Source organism: Paracoccus ferrooxidans (assembly GCF_029909815.1).
Taxonomy (GTDB): domain Bacteria; phylum Pseudomonadota; class Alphaproteobacteria; order Rhodobacterales; family Rhodobacteraceae; genus Paracoccus; species Paracoccus versutus.
Genome location: NZ_CP038201.1, coordinates 159108 through 174762, shown reverse-complemented (window position 1 = coordinate 174762; position 15655 = coordinate 159108). Strand labels below are relative to the sequence as shown.

Annotated in this window: 14 protein-coding genes and 1 pseudogene; 1 reads left to right on the top strand and 14 read right to left on the bottom strand. The window is 69.1% G+C overall.

The genetic code is table 11. The features are described 5' to 3' along the window. Positions 1-92: 92 nt before the first annotated feature. The 8 genes from E3U26_RS13860 to E3U26_RS13825 all read right to left on the bottom strand — a co-directional run bounded on the left by E3U26_RS13860 (position 93) and on the right by E3U26_RS13825 (position 5971). Entirely contained in the window at positions 93-266 is a 174-nt protein-coding gene (locus tag E3U26_RS13860; RefSeq protein ID WP_175562328.1) for a hypothetical protein, read from the bottom strand. Positions 267-421: 155 nt separating this feature from the next. Beyond that, positions 422-895, bottom strand: coding sequence for an Lrp/AsnC family transcriptional regulator (locus E3U26_RS13855; RefSeq protein ID WP_036750536.1), 474 nt, complete (start codon positions 893-895; stop codon positions 422-424). Positions 896-1052: 157 nt separating this feature from the next. Further along, on the bottom strand, positions 1053-1391 hold the full coding sequence (locus E3U26_RS13850; protein ID WP_499106211.1) for a hypothetical protein: 339 nt from the start codon (positions 1389-1391) through the stop codon (positions 1053-1055). Then, positions 1379-2389, bottom strand: coding sequence for an FAD/NAD(P)-binding protein (locus E3U26_RS13845; RefSeq protein WP_499106210.1), 1011 nt, complete (start codon positions 2387-2389; stop codon positions 1379-1381). Before E3U26_RS13845 ends, E3U26_RS13850 begins: the two co-directional genes overlap by 13 nt. Further along, positions 2389-2532 (bottom strand): hypothetical protein, encoded by a 144-nt coding sequence (locus tag E3U26_RS13840; protein ID WP_214274954.1) that lies wholly within the window; start codon positions 2530-2532, stop codon positions 2389-2391. Before E3U26_RS13840 ends, E3U26_RS13845 begins: the two co-directional genes overlap by 1 nt. Before the next feature lie 40 nt (positions 2533-2572). After that, positions 2573-3172: an RBBP9/YdeN family alpha/beta hydrolase gene (locus tag E3U26_RS13835; RefSeq protein WP_499106209.1), complete on the bottom strand. Its 600-nt coding sequence runs from the start codon at positions 3170-3172 to the stop codon at positions 2573-2575. Positions 3173-3820: 648 nt separating this feature from the next. Continuing rightward, positions 3821-5167 (bottom strand): MFS transporter, encoded by a 1347-nt coding sequence (locus E3U26_RS13830; RefSeq protein WP_072461826.1) that lies wholly within the window; start codon positions 5165-5167, stop codon positions 3821-3823. Between the two features lie 81 nt (positions 5168-5248). Continuing rightward, a complete protein-coding gene (locus tag E3U26_RS13825) occupies positions 5249-5971 on the bottom strand; it encodes an isochorismatase family protein (protein WP_036750528.1) in 723 nt (240 codons plus the stop codon). Between the two features lie 189 nt (positions 5972-6160). Here E3U26_RS13825 and E3U26_RS13820 point away from each other — a divergent pair, with 189 nt between their 5' ends. Continuing rightward, positions 6161-7057, top strand: a complete 897-nt coding sequence (locus tag E3U26_RS13820) for a LysR family transcriptional regulator (RefSeq protein WP_036750525.1) — start codon at positions 6161-6163, stop codon at positions 7055-7057. A gap of 254 nt (positions 7058-7311) precedes the next feature. On the opposite strand, the pseudogene E3U26_RS13815 reads toward E3U26_RS13820, so the two are convergent. From E3U26_RS13815 to E3U26_RS13790, 6 genes and pseudogenes are all read right to left on the bottom strand, one after another. Continuing rightward, a pseudogene (locus tag E3U26_RS13815) lies at positions 7312-7908 on the bottom strand (siderophore-interacting protein); the annotation flags it as partial. Positions 7909-8161: 253 nt separating this feature from the next. Further along, positions 8162-9862, bottom strand: coding sequence for an ABC transporter ATP-binding protein (locus E3U26_RS13810; RefSeq protein ID WP_036750518.1), 1701 nt, complete (start codon positions 9860-9862; stop codon positions 8162-8164). A gap of 20 nt (positions 9863-9882) precedes the next feature. Continuing rightward, the gene (locus E3U26_RS13805; RefSeq protein WP_499106208.1) at positions 9883-10650 is read right to left on the bottom strand and encodes an ABC transporter ATP-binding protein; all 768 of its coding nucleotides are present in this window, start codon (positions 10648-10650) and stop codon (positions 9883-9885) included. Further along, positions 10647-12617, bottom strand: a complete 1971-nt coding sequence (gene fhuB, locus E3U26_RS13800; protein WP_499106207.1) for an iron ABC transporter permease — start codon at positions 12615-12617, stop codon at positions 10647-10649. The genes E3U26_RS13805 and fhuB overlap by 4 nt, the downstream gene beginning before the upstream one ends. Then, positions 12614-13498 carry an ABC transporter substrate-binding protein gene (locus E3U26_RS13795; protein WP_140848107.1) on the bottom strand — a complete coding sequence of 295 codons (885 nt, stop codon included), beginning with the start codon at positions 13496-13498 and terminating at the stop codon, positions 12614-12616. The genes fhuB and E3U26_RS13795 overlap by 4 nt, the downstream gene beginning before the upstream one ends. Continuing rightward, positions 13492-15633, bottom strand: coding sequence for a TonB-dependent receptor (locus tag E3U26_RS13790; protein ID WP_499106206.1), 2142 nt, complete (start codon positions 15631-15633; stop codon positions 13492-13494). The genes E3U26_RS13795 and E3U26_RS13790 overlap by 7 nt, the downstream gene beginning before the upstream one ends. Between the last annotated feature and the right edge of the window lie 22 nt (positions 15634-15655).

Below are 15655 nucleotides of genomic sequence, written 5' to 3'. Positions count from 1 at the left end.
AAAACGGCAACGGCCGGGGTCCATGTCCTTGCCGGACCCCGGCCGCCGGTTCGCAGGGGGACGGCGGGGCGACCCGCCGTCCCATGGCCGAATTATCTGCCAAGAGCGTCGTAATGCTGTTCCCAGGTCCGGGGTTGGGGAACGATCTCAAGCTGCTTCGCTTCGACCGCGTCGCGGTCGTCCAGAACATCCGCCGCCGCCTTCAGCGTCTGACGTTCCTTGAAAATGGCCAGTTTCACGTCGCGATTGCTCGGTTTGCGGGTCATTTCACGTCCTCCAAACGGGCTGCACAGGGATTGCGCTGCCCCGTCAGCATAGCACATCCGGCCCCATTTTACACGATAAACTTTATAGATTTTATAGTGAATTATCCGCCCCCGAGGCGAATGGGATGCGCTCCCCGATTCCCCTTCGCCGCGGTTCAGCGGTTGCGGGTGTCCACCGGATAGGCGGTGCTGAACCGGATGCGCTCCATCGAAAAATGCGAGGTGACGTTCTTGATCGGCACGGCATCCGTCAGTCGTTTGTAGAACAGGTCGAAGGCGGTCATGTCCGGCACCGCCACGCGCAGCAGGTAATCCATGCGCCCGGCCATGCGATAGACCTCCATGATCTCGGGCAGGCCGGCGACGGCGCGGGTGAACGCGTCGCGCCATTCCGGCGAATGGACCGGCGCCTCGATCTCGACAAAGACCAGGATGCCGAAGCCCAGCTTGACGGGATCGGCCAGCGCCACCCGCCCGGTCAGCACGCCCTGCGCCTCGAGCTTCTGTATCCGCTTCCAGCAGGGGGTTTGCGACAGGCCCACCTTTTCGGCGATCTGCGCGATCGGCAAGGTTGCATCCCGCATCAGTTCCGCCACGATCTTGCGGTCGATCAGGTCCAGATCCTGCATGGTTTCGCCTTCTTCGCGTCCAGGGATTCGACGGAAAGAATAACGATATTGTCGATGTGATCAATCGAGTATTCTTGCCGATAAAGAAGGCCAAGGAAAATCAGCCGCTTGCCCGTTCGCCGGCGGGTGGCGACCGCCGGCGAACGGGGCACGGGGTTCAACCCAGGGCTTCTTGGGGCAGCCGGTCCAGCAACCCGGCCAGGCGGGCGCATTGCAGCCGGATGTCCGGGATCGCCGTGATCTCCCACAGCGCGCCGCGGGCGCAGGGGCCGATGGCGAACAGCCGCCGCGAGACGCGGCCGTCGCGGGCGATCAGCTGCGCCTCGGCGGTGGTGTCCAGCCCCAGCCGCAGGCGGTCCAGCCGCCCCTGCCCGGTCGCCAGCAGGTCCAGCACCACCGGCGCGCTGTCGGTTTCGGGATCGCGCCGGATGCCGCGGCAGTCGATGACATGATCGGCCGGCAGCCGCAGCGGACCTTGCGGCGTCAGCACATGCACGCGGTCGCCGGCCAGGCGCTCGAACCGGCCTTCAGCACGTGCAGCTGGCCCCGCGCCTCGGCCTCGGCGATCATCGCCGCGGATTGCGGCGGCATGCGGTGGCGATGCACTTCCCACCACGCGGCGCCGTGGCGCAGGAAGCGGCGCCGGCTGTCCTCGTCCCAGCCCTGCCAGATGGCGCTGACATGCGGGCGCAAGCCGTCGATGACATCGCGCCAGTCCAGCCCCCCGGCCTCGGCCTCTCGGATGCGCGCGCGCAGCCAGGCCAGCAGGCGGCCGACCGGCGCACCCAGCGGGATCTCGTCGCGCGCAATGGCAAGGGCATGGCCGGCGGCATGGGCGCGCGGCAAGAGCCCGCGCCGCGACAGGCAGGTGATGCGCCCGCGATGCCCGCGCCCCAGCAGCGAGACGACATGGTCCACCATCGACAGGCCGGTGCCGATGATCGCCACCTCCGCCCCAAGATCGGCCGGAGGGCCGAAGTCCCAGGCCCCGCGCATGCCCTGCGGCGGGTGCTGCGGAACCGCATGGCCGGTGGCGAGGATCGCCAGATGCCCGGTGATCGCGCTGCCGTCGTCCAGATGCGCGCGCACGCAGCCGCGGCTTTCCTCGACCCGCAGGCATTCCCGGCGGTGGCAGGTCAGGCGATCCCGACCCCAGGCCGCCAGCAGGCCCTCCAGGTATCGGCCATAGGCCGCCCGGCTGGCGAAGCAATCGGGCGTGGCGGCCGGCGCCTCGGCCGAATCGTGCAGCCAGCGCAGGAAATGCCCCGGATCGTCGGGAAATGCGCTCATGTTGTGGACGCGGGTGTTCAGCAGGTGGTCCGGGTTCTCGGTCGCATAGGCGATGCCGCATCCCAGGGTCTGCGCCTTCTCGATCATGCTGATGCGCAGCAGGGGATTGGCACGCAGCAGATGCGCGGCCGCCAGCACACCGCTGGCCCCGCCGCCGACGATGATGACGTGGCGGCTGCCGTCCCGCGGAAACTGGCCGTCCATCACAACACCATCAGGCAAAGGAAGGCCAGCGACCAGAACACGGCCAGCGCCTGTCCCAGCCGGCTTTCCTGCTGCTCGGGCAGGGCTTCGCCGTCTTGCGGCAGAAAGGCGATGAAGCCCGGATCATAGGCAAAGCCATACATCGGTTCGTCCTTTCGCTTCTGGATTGCGATCCTTGCCGGGTCATAGCGCCGGCCGTTCGGGCAAGGCGCGTCGTCCCGGCGCCGGCCGGGGCGGCAGGCGCAACCCCGCCGGCCGGGTCTCGGTCCGGGGCAGCAGCGCGCGCAACTGGCGGCCCTGGGGCCAGGGACCATAGCCCGCCGCCACGTTGACATGTCCGGCATCCCCCAGGTCGACGAAGGCTGCGCGCCAGGCACGGGCAAGGGTGCTTGCCCGCTCGTGCTCCATCCAGGGGTCGTTCCGGCTGGCCACCACGATCGCCGGAACCGGCAGCGGGCCTTCGGGTATCTTGCCGAAGATGGCGGTGCGCGGATGGCGGCCGGGTTCCGCCGGCGCGACCAGCAGCGCCCCGCCTGCCTGAAGCTGCGGCCATTGCAGCAAGAGCTTGACCGCCGCGATGGCGCCCAGCGAATGCCCGACCAGGACCGCGCCGGGATGGCGCAGCAGGGCGCCGGCGATCTCGGTCAGCCATTGGTCCGGGCAGGGCCGCGACCACGAGCCCTGCTCGACGATCACCGCATGCGGATCGGTTTGCGCCCACCAATGCTGCCAATGCGGTGCGGGCGAACCGTCAAGGCCGGGAAGAAGTAACGTGCGAATCATGGCTTTCTCCTTCCCTTAAATATCTATCATCTTTGTCGGGTTTTACATTCCAAAATCTACCCTCTTTTGAGAAGAAAATTCCTGACCACGGAAAGGCGGCGCCTTGATCCACGCCGCCGCGACCGATGAAGGGCCTGGGCGTCAGGGTGACGAGGGCCAGGGCCGCCGGGATCAGGTTGGCCGAGTGAGTGGGGACCATTGCGCCCGGACCAGCCGCACCGGGTTTTCCATGCGCAAGGGGCCGCTTTGCGCGGCCCCTGTTCGGCTTGCGCATCGCCGCGCAGCTTTTCCGTCGCAGCAGGATCGACCGTCTCGGCGTCGAGGCCGATTGCGACGCCATAGACCCTCCGGGCATGGTCAGCCGAGCAATAGCCGCCCAGCACGTCCTCCAGCACCTTGTCGCGGCGGCCGGCTCAGCGGATCGCCGTAGCCGCCGCCGTTCGGGCCGCAATAGCTCAGGGCGTCCTTGTCCCGACGACCAGGCCCGAGAGCCTCGGAATGCATCTCGCGCTCCTCTCCGGGCCGCCGGGATGCCGCACCTTGGGGATCGCGAAGCGCGCGCCCGGAAACGGTCGCGAGCGGAAAGCACACTTCCGCTCGCTTCCGGCAAAATGATGCGGCGGCACCATCGGCACCGCCGCAAGGCTCTCAGGCCGGGGATTTCACGCGGCCATGCTCGATCGTGGCGTCCTCGGCCGAGCGGTTGATCCCCCGGAACGGACGCCCCGCCGTTTCGGGCGAAATCAGCGTCACGATGAAGGCGATGACCGCGATCACGGTGATGTAGATCGCCGGGGCCAGGCGGTCTCCGGTCGATGCGATCAGCCAGGTGGCGACGAAAGGCGCGGTGCCCCCGAAGACGGCATAGGCCACGTTGTAGGTGACGGCCGAGGCGGTATAGCGCACGCGGGTCGGGAAGACCTCGCATAGCAGCACGGCCGTCACCACATTCGCCGTCACCGCGCCAAGCGCCAGCATCAGCTGCGCGGATACGGCCGAGCCGATGGTCCCGTCGGATGCCACCTGATAGGCCGGGATGGCAAGGCAACCCAGAAGCAGCGCCGAAACCGCCATGGTCGGGCGCCGTCCGACCCGGTCGCAGACCTTGCCGATCAGGGGGGCGGCCAGGGCCGCGGCGCTCAGCGCGATGACATTGCTCAGCAGCACCTTGTCTGCGGGCATTCCGACGACCGTGCGCAGGAAGCTCGTCATATAGGTCGAGAAGATGTAGAAGGACAGCGCCGTCAGGCTGATGTAGCAGCCAAGCCGCAGCATGGGCAGCCATTGCTCGCGCAGGGTCTGGCGCAGCGGGGCATGTTCGGGCGCGGGCGCATCCATGATCTTCTGGAACAGCGGGCTCTCGTCCAGCCGATGCCGGATATAAAGGGCGACCAGCCCCAGGGGCGCCGCGATCAGGAACGGCACGCGCCAGCCCCAGCTGTGCATCTGCTCGGTCGTCAGGCTTGCCGTCAGCAGATAGGAACACATCGCCGCCAGCGCGAACGAGGCGAAGGTCGAGGCGGGCATGTAGCTGGAATAGCGCGACCGCTGATGCGCCGGCGCATGTTCGATGACATAGGTGACGGCCCCGGCATATTCGCCGCCGGCGGAAAACCCCTGCACGCAGCGGGCCACCGTCAGCAGGATCGGCGCCCAGATGCCGATCGCCTGATAGCTGGGCAGCAGGCCGATGGCGACGGTCGCGATCGACATCAGCAGCACCGTCAGGGCCAGGACGCGCTTGCGGCCCACCCGATCGCCCATCATGCCGAAATAGGCCCCGCCGATGGGGCGAAGCGCAAAGGAAATCGCGAAGATGGCGAAGGTCTGCAACAGCCCGACCAGGTCGTCGCCTTCGGGAAAGAAGGTCACGGCCAGGATCGGGGCCATGAAGCCGTAGATGGCGAAGTCAAACCATTCGATCACCGTGCCCGCGACCGCGGCGGTCGTCACCTTTCTCAGGGTGGCGGGATCGGATTCGGCAGTTTGTGTCATGCGAAGCTCCCTTTGGAATTCATGTGTGGTTCTTGGCGACCGGAATGAAAACGGCGCCCGTTTCCGGGCGCCGCGTGGGGATTATTCGGCGGCGATCTTTTGCGCCGCAAGCCCGTCGATATAGGCCACGCATTCGTCCACCGTGTGGACGTCGCCGAACTTCGCGTCGATGTCGAACAGGTTCCAGGCCACGGCGCCCGGCACGCGGTCGCCGATGCATTCCTTGACCGCGATGGTGCGGAAGCCGTCGGCGATGCCGTCGCAGATGGTCTGGCGCACGCAGGCGCAGGCGGTCACGCCGGTGACAAGGATGGTGTCCACGTTGTTGGCCCGCAGGATGCCCGCCAGTTCCGTGCCGTGGAAGGACGAGGCGCGCTTTTTCAGCAGCGTGTATTCGCCCTCGACCGGGGCGATGCGGCTGTCGATGGCCCAAAGCTCCGGCTTGGCCAGGTCGACGACATCGACCGGGATCTTGTTGTGCCACAGCCCCATGTCGGTGAAATCGGCATTGCGGTCGGTGATCTCATAGGCGGTGGTGACATGGACCACGGGCAGGCCGGCGGCGCGGAAGGCCTTCAGCAGCTTCTGCATGCCGGGGATGATCTCGCCGTCCATCTTCTCCTGGTCGCAGGTGAAGGGGTTGCCCGGACGGGTCCAGGCATTCGCCAGATCGACGCTGACCAGCGCCGGACGCTTGCCAAAGCCCACGCGGCGCTGGAAGCCGCGCTCCTGATACAGTTTCGTGGCCGTGTCGAACGCCTCTTGCAGCAGACGGTCCAGTTCCTTGGTGTCGACTTCGCTCATGATCGGTCTTTCCTTGTGCCATTGATGCAAGGCCGCCTTCGCGGGCCCTGGTTTACGAGCCGCCCCAGCCCCCGCAGGACTGGTGATCCGTCGCTCTGATGGCCATAATCCGGCCATGCTTGACGCAAGGGAAATGGCGTGTCAGCATTTATTCATGCGCCGTTTGCATCAATCTGGGAAGGTGGCCGCTTGCACGATCTCCAGGGCATCGAGAGTGTCCATTCCTTCATCACCCTGGCCGAGGAACTGAACTTCCGCCGCACGGCCGAGCGGCTGAACCTGGACCAGTCCGCGCTGAGCCGCCGGATCCAGAAGCTTGAATCGGTGCTGGGCTTTCGCCTGCTGGAGCGCACCACCCGAGAGGTCAGGCTGACCCAGGCCGGCCGCAGCTTCTATGAAGACAACGCCCATCTTCTGCAGCGCTACGAATCCTCGGTCCAGCTGGCCCGGCGCATCGCCGCGGGCAAGCTGGGCGCGCTGACCGTCGGCTACATGGCCTTTGCTGCGACCGAGCTGATGCCCCTGGCCGTCGCCGGGTTCCAGCGCCGCCATCCCCATATCGACCTGAGGATCCGCTATATCCGGACCCAGGGGCAAAAGATCGCCCTGGCCAATGACGAGATCGACCTGGGCTACATGATCGGGCCCTTCGATCATTCCGACTACCAGACGGTCCAGCTTTCCCTGGACCCGCTTTATGTGGTGACGCCCCGCGGCCATGCGCTGTTGCGGCTGCCGGCCGTCACCCCGGCCGACCTGGCCGGGCAAGAGATGATCCTGGGCGACACGCATGAATGGGACGAATATCGCTGGCGGCTGAACAACCTGTTCAGCGCCGAGGGCATCTCGCTGAACGTGACGCTGGAGGCGTCCAACACATTGGCCCTGATCGGCCTGGTCGCGGCCGGGCTGGGCGTGACGATCTATCCCGAAAGCCTGATCGGCTTTCTGGGCTCCAACGTCGAGGTGCGGCAGATCATGCACCCGCTTTTCCGCAACCGCACCGTGCTTGCCTGGAAACGCTCGAACCGCTCCAGGCAGGTGCGGGACTTCGTCGAGGTGGCGCAGGCCGCCGCCGCGCGATAGGCCGCGCCGGCCCGCCCCGCGGGGCCTTTCGCCGCGCCGGTCAGGCGGTGCGCGACCAATAGGCGCTGGTCGAGACGGTGGCGGGCAGGCGGCCGAAGGCCTCGCGCAGCGCCGCCCGGATGGCCAGCGCATCGGCCTTTTCGCCGCCGAACAGGATCTCGGCTTGCGGGGTCGGCGGCATAGGCCCGCGCGGCCGAGCGGGTCAGCGTGTCGCGCAGGCCGGGATCGCGGCGGTTGCGGACCAGCCAGACCAGCTCCACCCCCGCGGGCGCGGCGATGGGCTGGATGTCCTGCGCGTCCTCGATCTCGATCAGGGCAAGCCCGCGGCTGTCGGGCGCCGCCTGTTCCAGGATGCGGGCGATGACCGGCAGGGCGGTCTCGACGCCGCCCAGGCAAAGGTGCCGGCCCTGCGGCAGCCAGCCGCCGCCCGGCCCGGTCAGCCCCACCGCCGCGCCGGGCCGGACCTCCTGCGCCCAGGCGCAGGTCGGGCCGTTGCCGTGCAGGAAGACGTCGACGTCCAGCCAGCCGGCGCCGGGGTCGATGGCGCGGATGGTATAGACCGGCATGTGCAGATGCGCGCCGCCGGGCCAGCCGGTGCGCCCGTTCGCCAGCAGGCGGGGCCAGACCGGGTTCTCGGGATCCCTGGGCTGCAACAGCCGCAGATGCAGCCCGGTCTGGTTGAGATAGGCCAGGTCCTCGGCCTCGATGCGCAGGCGGATGAAGCGCGGCGCGATCCGCCGGGCGCTGCGCACGCGCCCCAGGCGGAAATTCGGCGGCAGGCGGCCCGCCAGGTCGCCCCCCGCCTCCCAGCGCAGGTTCGCCGACAGGCCCTCGCGCACCGTGTCCAGCATATGCGCCAGCGTGTCGCGCAGGTTCTGCAGGCCGGGTTCCAGCGCCGCCTCCAGCCGGACCGCGGCCTCGTTGCCGGCCCAGCGAAGCTCGATCCCGCCGGCCCCCAGGTCTGCCGTCAGCACATGGTCGGGGGTGACATGGACCTTGCAGAACTCGGACAGGGTGCGGGCGAAATCCTCGATCGCGTCCCAACGGACGCAAGACAGGCGACCCAGGGCGACGACATTGCGGGTCATGGCCTCCTCCTTCTTCTCAGCTGGCCAGCCGGGCGTAAAGCCCGCCCTGCGAGATCAGCCCGTGGTGGTCGCCTGCCTCGCGCAGCTGGCCGTCCTCCATCACCACGATGCGGTCGGCGTTGCGGATGGTGCCCAGCCGATGCGCGATGACCAGCGTGGTGCGCCCGGCCGACAGCGCCTCCAGCGCCGCCTGGATCTCGCGCTCGGTCTCGCGGTCCAGGGCCGAGGTCGCCTCGTCCAGGATCAGGATCGGCGGGTTCTTCAGGAAGGCGCGGGCGATGGCGACGCGCTGCTTCTGCCCGCCCGACAGCATGACGCCGCGTTCGCCGACCAGCGTGTCCAGCCCCTCGGGCAGGCCGGCGATCAGCGGGCCCAGCTGGGCCTTGGCGGCGGCGGCCATGATCTCGTCGTCGCTGGCGCCCAGCCGGCCATAGGCGATGTTCTCGCGCAGGGTGGTGCCGAACAGGAACACGTCCTGGCTGACGATGCCGATCTGGCCGCGCAGGCTGTCCAGCGTCATCGCGTCCAGGGGCAGCCCGTCGATGCTGATCCGCCCCCCGTCGGGTTCATAGAAACGCGGCACCAGCGCCAGCAGCGTCGTCTTGCCCGCGCCCGAGGGGCCGACGAAGGCCACCGTCTCGCCCGCCTTCACCTCCAGCGAGATGCCGCGCAGCACCGGGCGGGTGCTGTCATAGCCGAAGGAGACGTCTTCGAAGACGACGTTCCCCTTCAGCACGGGCGCGGGGATCGCATCCGGCGCGTCGGCGATCTCGGCCTCGGTCTCCAGCAGCTCCAGGTAGCGGCGAAAGCCGGCGATGCCGCGCGGATAGGTCTCGATCACCGCGGCGATCTTTTCCAGCGGGCGGAAGAAGACGCCGACCAGCAGCAGGAAGCCCACGAAACCGCCGGTCGTCAGGCTGCCCTGCAGCACGAAGCCCGCGCCCGCGACCATGACCACCACCTGCACGAAGCGCAGGCCCATGTAGTGGATGGCGCTGGACAGCGCCATGATCCGATAGGCGTCCAGCTTGGTCGCGCGATAGGCGCGGTTGTCCTTTTCGAACAGCCGCTCCTCATGCGCCTCGTTGGCAAAGGCCTGCACGACGCGGATGCCGCCGATCGCCTCTTCCAGCCGGACGTTGAAATTGCCGACGCGGGCATAGATCTGGCGCCAGGTGTTGGTCATCCGCGTGCCATAGACCACGACCAGCCAGACGGTCAGCGGCACGATCCCCGCCGTCACCAGCGCCAGCGTGGGATGCAGCATGACCATCAGCACCAGGGCGCCGACAAAGGTCATCACCGCGATGAACAGGTCTTCGGGGCCGTGATGGGCGACCTCGCCGATCTCTTCCAGGTCGCGGGTGACGCGGGCGACCAGCTTGCCGGTGCGGGCGCGGTCGTACCAGCGCCAGGACAGGCGCGTCAGGTGGCTGAATGCGCGGGCGCGCATCTCGGTCTCGATCTCGATCCCCAGCATGTGGCCCCAATAGATCACGATGCCCATCAACATGGTGTTGAAGGCATAGACGGCCAGCAGGCCGATGGCGGCGGCGATGGTCAGCGACCAGTCGCCCATCGGCAGCAGGTGGTCGATGAACAGCGTGATCGCCAGCGGGAAGGACAGCTCCAGAAGCCCCGAGACCACGGCCGAGCCGAAATCCAGCCAGAACAGCCGGCGGTGCGGTTTGTAATAGGCCAGAAACTTGCGCAGCATTCCGTCTTCCTTTCCGGGTCTCAGCGCGGCAGCGCAAAGGCATGGCCTTCATGCGCGGCGACATGCATCGGCAGGCCATAGATACTCAGCAGCGCCTCGGGTGTCATCAGGGCGCCGATGGGACCGTCCAGCAGCAGCCGGCCCGCCCCCAGCGCGACCACATGGTCGCAATAGCGCGCGGCCATGTTCAGGTCGTGCAGCACGACGATGGCCGAAAACCCCTCGTCGCGGCACATGCCATGGACCAGGTCCAGCACCTCGACCTGGTGGGCCACGTCCAGGGCCGAGATCGGCTCGTCCAGCAGCAAGGTGCGCGCGCCCTGCGCCAGCATCATCGCGATCCAGCTGCGCTGGCGCTCGCCCCCCGACAGGGTATCGACCAGGCGGTGGCGCAGGTGGCCGACGCTGCAGCGCCGGATCGCGGCATCGACGGCGGCGTGGTCCTCGGCGCGAAAGCGGCCCAGCCCGCCGCGCCAGGGAAAGCGGCCAAGCGCCACCAGCTCCTCGACCAGCATCCCCTCGGCGGGGGGCGTGACCTGCGGCAGATAGGCCAGGTCGCGGGCCAGCTCGCGCGGCGCCCAATCCGCCAGGTCGCGCCCGGCATAGGCGATGCGCCCGGCCGAGGGCCGGTTCTGCCCCGAGATCAGCTTCAGCAGCGTCGACTTGCCCGAGCCGTTGCGCCCGATCAGCGCCGTGACCATGCCGGGGCGGATCGTCAGGTCCAGCCTTTCGATCAGCCGGCGGCCCGGCACGTCATAGGTGACGCCCGACAGGGTGAACAGCGTCATGCGGATGTCCTTTTCATCAGCAGGATGAACAGCCAGGGCGTGCCGATCAGCGTGGCGAACAGGCCCAGCGGCAGGTCGTAGGGATAGCTTGCCGTGCGCGCGCCGAAGGCCGCCAGCAGCATCAGCACCGCGCCCAAAAGCCAGCTGCCGGTGCAGAAGGGCACGGCGCGGGCCAGGCCCATGGCGCGGGCCAGGTGCGGCGCCATCAGCCCGACGAAGCTGACCGGGCCGACCAGCATGGTCGCCGCCCCGGTGGCCAGCCCCGCCAGCAGGATCAGCCCCAGCCGCACCCGCGCCAGCGGCAGGCCCAGCGCGCGGCCGACCTCGGTGCCCAGCGGCAGGATTTCCAGCACGCGGGCCGAGGCCACCAGCACGGCCAGCAACGCCAGCGCCAGCCCGGCCAGCGCGGCGGCGCCCAGGGCCAAGACCTGCGAGGCGCTGCCCGCCAGCCAGCCCAGGATCACCCAGGCCCGCCGGTCGTCCGAGGCCATGATCGCCCCCAGCACGGCCGAGGCCAGCGCCCCGATGGCCAGCCCCGCCAGCAGCAGCCGCGCCGGCGCCAGGTCGGCGCGCATGGCGAATCCCGCCAGCCCGGCCAGCGCCAGCGCGCCCCCGGCCGAGGTTCCCAGCGCCAGCATCAGCGGCCCCGCGCCGTCCACGGCCATGACCGTGACCGCATAGCCCAGCGAGGCGCCGCCGGTCACGCCCAGCACCTCGGGCGCGGCCATCGGGTTCGCGGTCAGCCGCTGCAGGATCGCCCCCGCCCCGGCCAGCAGCGCCCCGGCCGAGGCCGCGGCAAGGATCGCGGTGGCGCGCAGCGGCAGGAAGGTCTCGCGCAGTTCCGGGGCGATGAAGCCCCAGCCCTCCGGCCCGCGCCCGCCGAACAGGGTCAGCAGGCCCAGCGCCAGGCAGGCCGCGGCCAGCCCCGCCAGCAGCCGTGCGGGCCGCGGGGCGCGGTGGCCGCGGCGGTCGCCCGCCTCGGTCTGCTGGGGCACCTGCGCCTTCATCCGCGGCAGCAGCCAGATCAGCAGCGGCCCGCCGATCAGCCCGGTCAGCGCCCCGGTGGGCAGGCTGGGGCCGCCCGCCGCCGCCAGCGCCAGCAACAGCCCGTCGGCCAGCGACAGCACCAGCGCCCCCGCCAGCGGCGCCAGCATCAGCCGCTGCAGCAGCGTCCGCGCGCCCAGGCTGCGCACGATGGCGGGGGCGGCCAGGCCGACGAAGCCCACCAGCCCGACCTGGGCCGAGACCATGGCCGACAGCGCGACCGCCAGCAGCAGGGTGGCAAAGCGCAGCGGCGCCAGCCGCAGGCCCAGCCCATGCGCGCCCTCGGGGCCCAGCGACATCACCATCAGCGGCCGGGCCAGCGCCGCGGCGGCGGCCAGCGCCGGCACCAGCGCCAGCGCCATGTTCCGGCTGCCCGACCAGTCCACCTGCGCCAGCGCCCCGCCGTTCCACATCACCAGCGACAGCAGGTAATGCCCCTGCGCCAGCGTCATCGCCGTCGCCAAGGCCGAGGCCATCAGCCCCACCAGCATCCCCGCGATCGTCACCGTCACCGGGGCGAACCCCCGCCGCGAGCCCAGCGCCATGACCAGGAAGGTCGCGGCCCCCGCCCCCGCCAGCGCCACCGGCAGGTTGCCCCCGGCCAGCCAGCCGGGCGCATGGATCGTGGCCGCGACGATGGCCAGCTGCGCGCCCGAGGCGGTGCCCAGCGTCGTCGGATCGGCCAGCGGGTTGCGCAGCACCGCCTGCATCAGCGCCCCCGCCAACCCCAGCGCCGCGCCGGCCAGCAGCGCCAGCACCCCGCGCGGCATCAGCCCATAGGCCAGCAGGATCTGCCCGACCGACATCCCGTCGATCCGCCAGGGCAAGGCCGGCCATTCGGCCAGCGGCAGGGCCGACAGCGCGGCAATCGTCCAAAGCGCCAGCGCCGCCACCGCGCCCCCGACAAGGATCATGCGATTCATCCCCGGCCCTCCAGCGCGGCGACAAGCTCGTGGCCGAAGCGCAGGGCCGAGGGGATGCCGGCAAAGGGCCGCAGTTCCGGCAGGCGATGCACCCGCCCCGCCCTGACCGGCGGCAGGCTGTTCCACAGCGCCGCCGAGCGCAGCGCGCGTTCGACCTGGACCGGTATCGCACCGGCCACCACCAGCCGGGCCTCGGGATATTCGGCCAGCCGCTCCAGCGGGATGGGCGCGGCAAAGGCAAAGCGGGTGCCCCCGGCCCAGGCATTGCGCATCCCCATCGCCTCCAGCGCGCCGCCGAACAGGCTGTCGGTGCCGAAGATGCGGATATGGCGGGAATCGCCCAGCTCGAACAGCAGGCAGGCGCGCCCGGCATGGGGCGCCGCGCGGCCGGCCAGCATGGCGAACTCGGCCGCGGCGGCGGCCTGGACCCGCGTCCCGGCAGCGGCGTCGCCCAGCCGCCCGGCCAGGTCCCCCAGCAGCGCCATCACCTTGGGAAAGGCCGGCTCGCCGGGGACGTAAAGCGCGCGGGTAAAGACCGGCGCGATGCGCGCCAGCCGCGGCTCGATGGCGCTGTAATAGCTCGAGGACAGGATCAGGTCGGGCGCGACAAGGCTCAGCGCCTCGAGATTGGGCGCCCCGCGCAGGCCCAGGTCCACGGTCGCGCGCGGCGGCTGCGCCACCGCGGCGTCGCGAAAGGCAATCAGCTCCGCCAGGGCGACGGGCGCATGGCCCAGCGCCATCGCCGTCTCGGCCATGGCCCAGTCCACCGCCGCCAGCCGCATCCCCTGCGCCGCGAAAGCCGGCAGCGCCCCGCCGGCCGCCGCACAGGCGGCAGCCAGAAGGGCGCGTCGCGTCAATCCCTTGCCGGACAGTGTCACCATTTACGCGTCAAGCTTGCCTGCACGGTTCGTCCGTCGCCATAATAGCTGGAGTTCAGCCCGACGGCCGAAATATAGGTCTCGTCCGTCACGTTGTTGATGTTCAGCCGGCCGACGATGCCGTTTTCCCATTCGTAGCTTGCGCCCAGGTCCACCAGCGTCACCGCCTCGAGCCGCTGCGTATTCGCGTCCGAGGACCAGCGAGAGCCGATATGGCGGATACCGCCGCCCAGTTGCAATCCCTGCATCGCGCCGGACTGGAATTCGTGCGACAGCCACAGGCTGGCGGCGTGGCGCGGGGTGTTCGCCAGCTCGTTGCCATCGTTGTCGCCCGAAATCTCGGTCGAGGCATAGGTGTAGGCGCCCTTCAGCGACCAGCCCTCGGCCAGTTCGGCCACGCCCTCCAGTTCCAGCCCGCGGATGCGCGCCTCGCCGATCTGGCGGGTGCCGGTGATCGGCCGCCCGCCGATCTCCTCGGTGACGGTGGTGTTGCGGTCGGTCTCGCGCAGGTCGTAAAGCGCCGCGGTGAACAGCCCGTCGAAGGCGGTGGGTTCGTATTTGGCGCCAAGTTCGACCTGCTTGCCATGGGTCGGCTTCAGCGGGTTGTTGTCGATGTCGAAGCCGGGCTGCGGCAGATACGAGGTCGAATAGGCGGCATAGACCGAAACGCCGTTGTCCCAAAGATAGCCCAGTCCCAGATGGCCGGTCAGCTGCTGGTCGTCGCGGGCATAGTCGGTGGTGCCGTAATTCGTCGCGCTCTGGCCGCTTTGCCGGGTCCATTCATGGCGCAGCCCGGCGGTCGCGCGCCAGTTGCCATATTCGATCTCGTCCAGCGCATAGATGCCGATCTGCCGCGCATCGACGGATTTGTTCGCCGTATACCAGGGCGCCTCCACGGTGACGCTGCCATAGGACGGCGCGGCATAGTCGATGGGGGAAACGGTGGAAAAGCCGGTATAGGCGCGCTCCTTCAGCTTCTGCGCATCGACGCCGAAGGTCAGGTCATGCGTCATCGCGCCCGAGGTGACGCGGCCCGCCAGCCGCAGGTCGGTGGCGATGGTGCGGAAGCTTTCCCGCTGGTTGATGACGCCGCGTCCGACCAGGGTGCCGCCGACCAGCGGGTTCAGGTAGATGCCGTCGTAATCCCAGTCGAAATCGGTATAGCGGAAGGTGTTGTTCAGCCGCCAGCCATTGCCGAAATCATGCGTCAGGCCAAAGCCGAGCGTGGCCATCTTGCGGTCGCTGAAATTGACCGAATCGTCGCCGAAATAGAACTCGCGCAGATCCTTGGCATCGACCAGGCCGACCAGTTCGTTCGGCACGCCCGTGGGCGAGATCGGCGCGTCGTCGTGATAGCTGGCCATCAGTTCCAGCTCGGTCGCCTCGCTCAGCGCAAAGCTGGCCGACAGGCCCAGATAGGCGCGCTTGTTGTCGATTTCCTCGACATCGGTCTTGTCATTGCCGCCCTTGGCGGTGATGCGATAGGCGAAGCGGTCGTCGACCACCCGGTTCGCATCGCCGAAAGCCGAGGCCGAGCCCTTGCTGTCCAGGCTGAACCCCAGCTCGGTGAAATCGCCATCGGCCTGGGCGCGCTTTTGCACCATGTTGACCAGGCCCGCCGGCGTGCCGGCCCCATAAAGCACCGAGGCCGGGCCACGCAGCACCTCGACCCGCTCCAGCCCGTAAAGCTCGAACGCCGGGGCGCTGGTCGGGAACTGGGTCGAGCGCATCAGCCGCAACCCGTCCAGGAACTTGTCGTTCTCCAGGTTGAAGCCGCGCAGGAACAGGCTGTCGAAACGCGGATCGCCGCCGTAGTTCTCGGTCACGACGCCGGCGGAATAGCTCAGCGCCTCGGCCAGGTTCGTCGCGCCCTGCTCTTCGATCTGGGCGCGGGGCACGACCGAGACCGAGGATTGCGTCTCGAGGATCGGCCGGCCGGTCTTGGTCGTGGCCGATGAATGCGCGACCGTGCCCTCCAGGGGCGCGCTGGGGTTTTCGAACCCCTCGATCGTGACGGTATCCAGCACGATCGCCCCCATGAAGGTCTGGCGGGGATCCTGCTGGTCCTGGGCAAAGGCGCTGGTCGCCGCGACGGCAAGGACGCTGACGCCGAGAAGGAGCGGTTGGGCTTTGTTCATCTTGACCTGTTCTGTCCGCGAA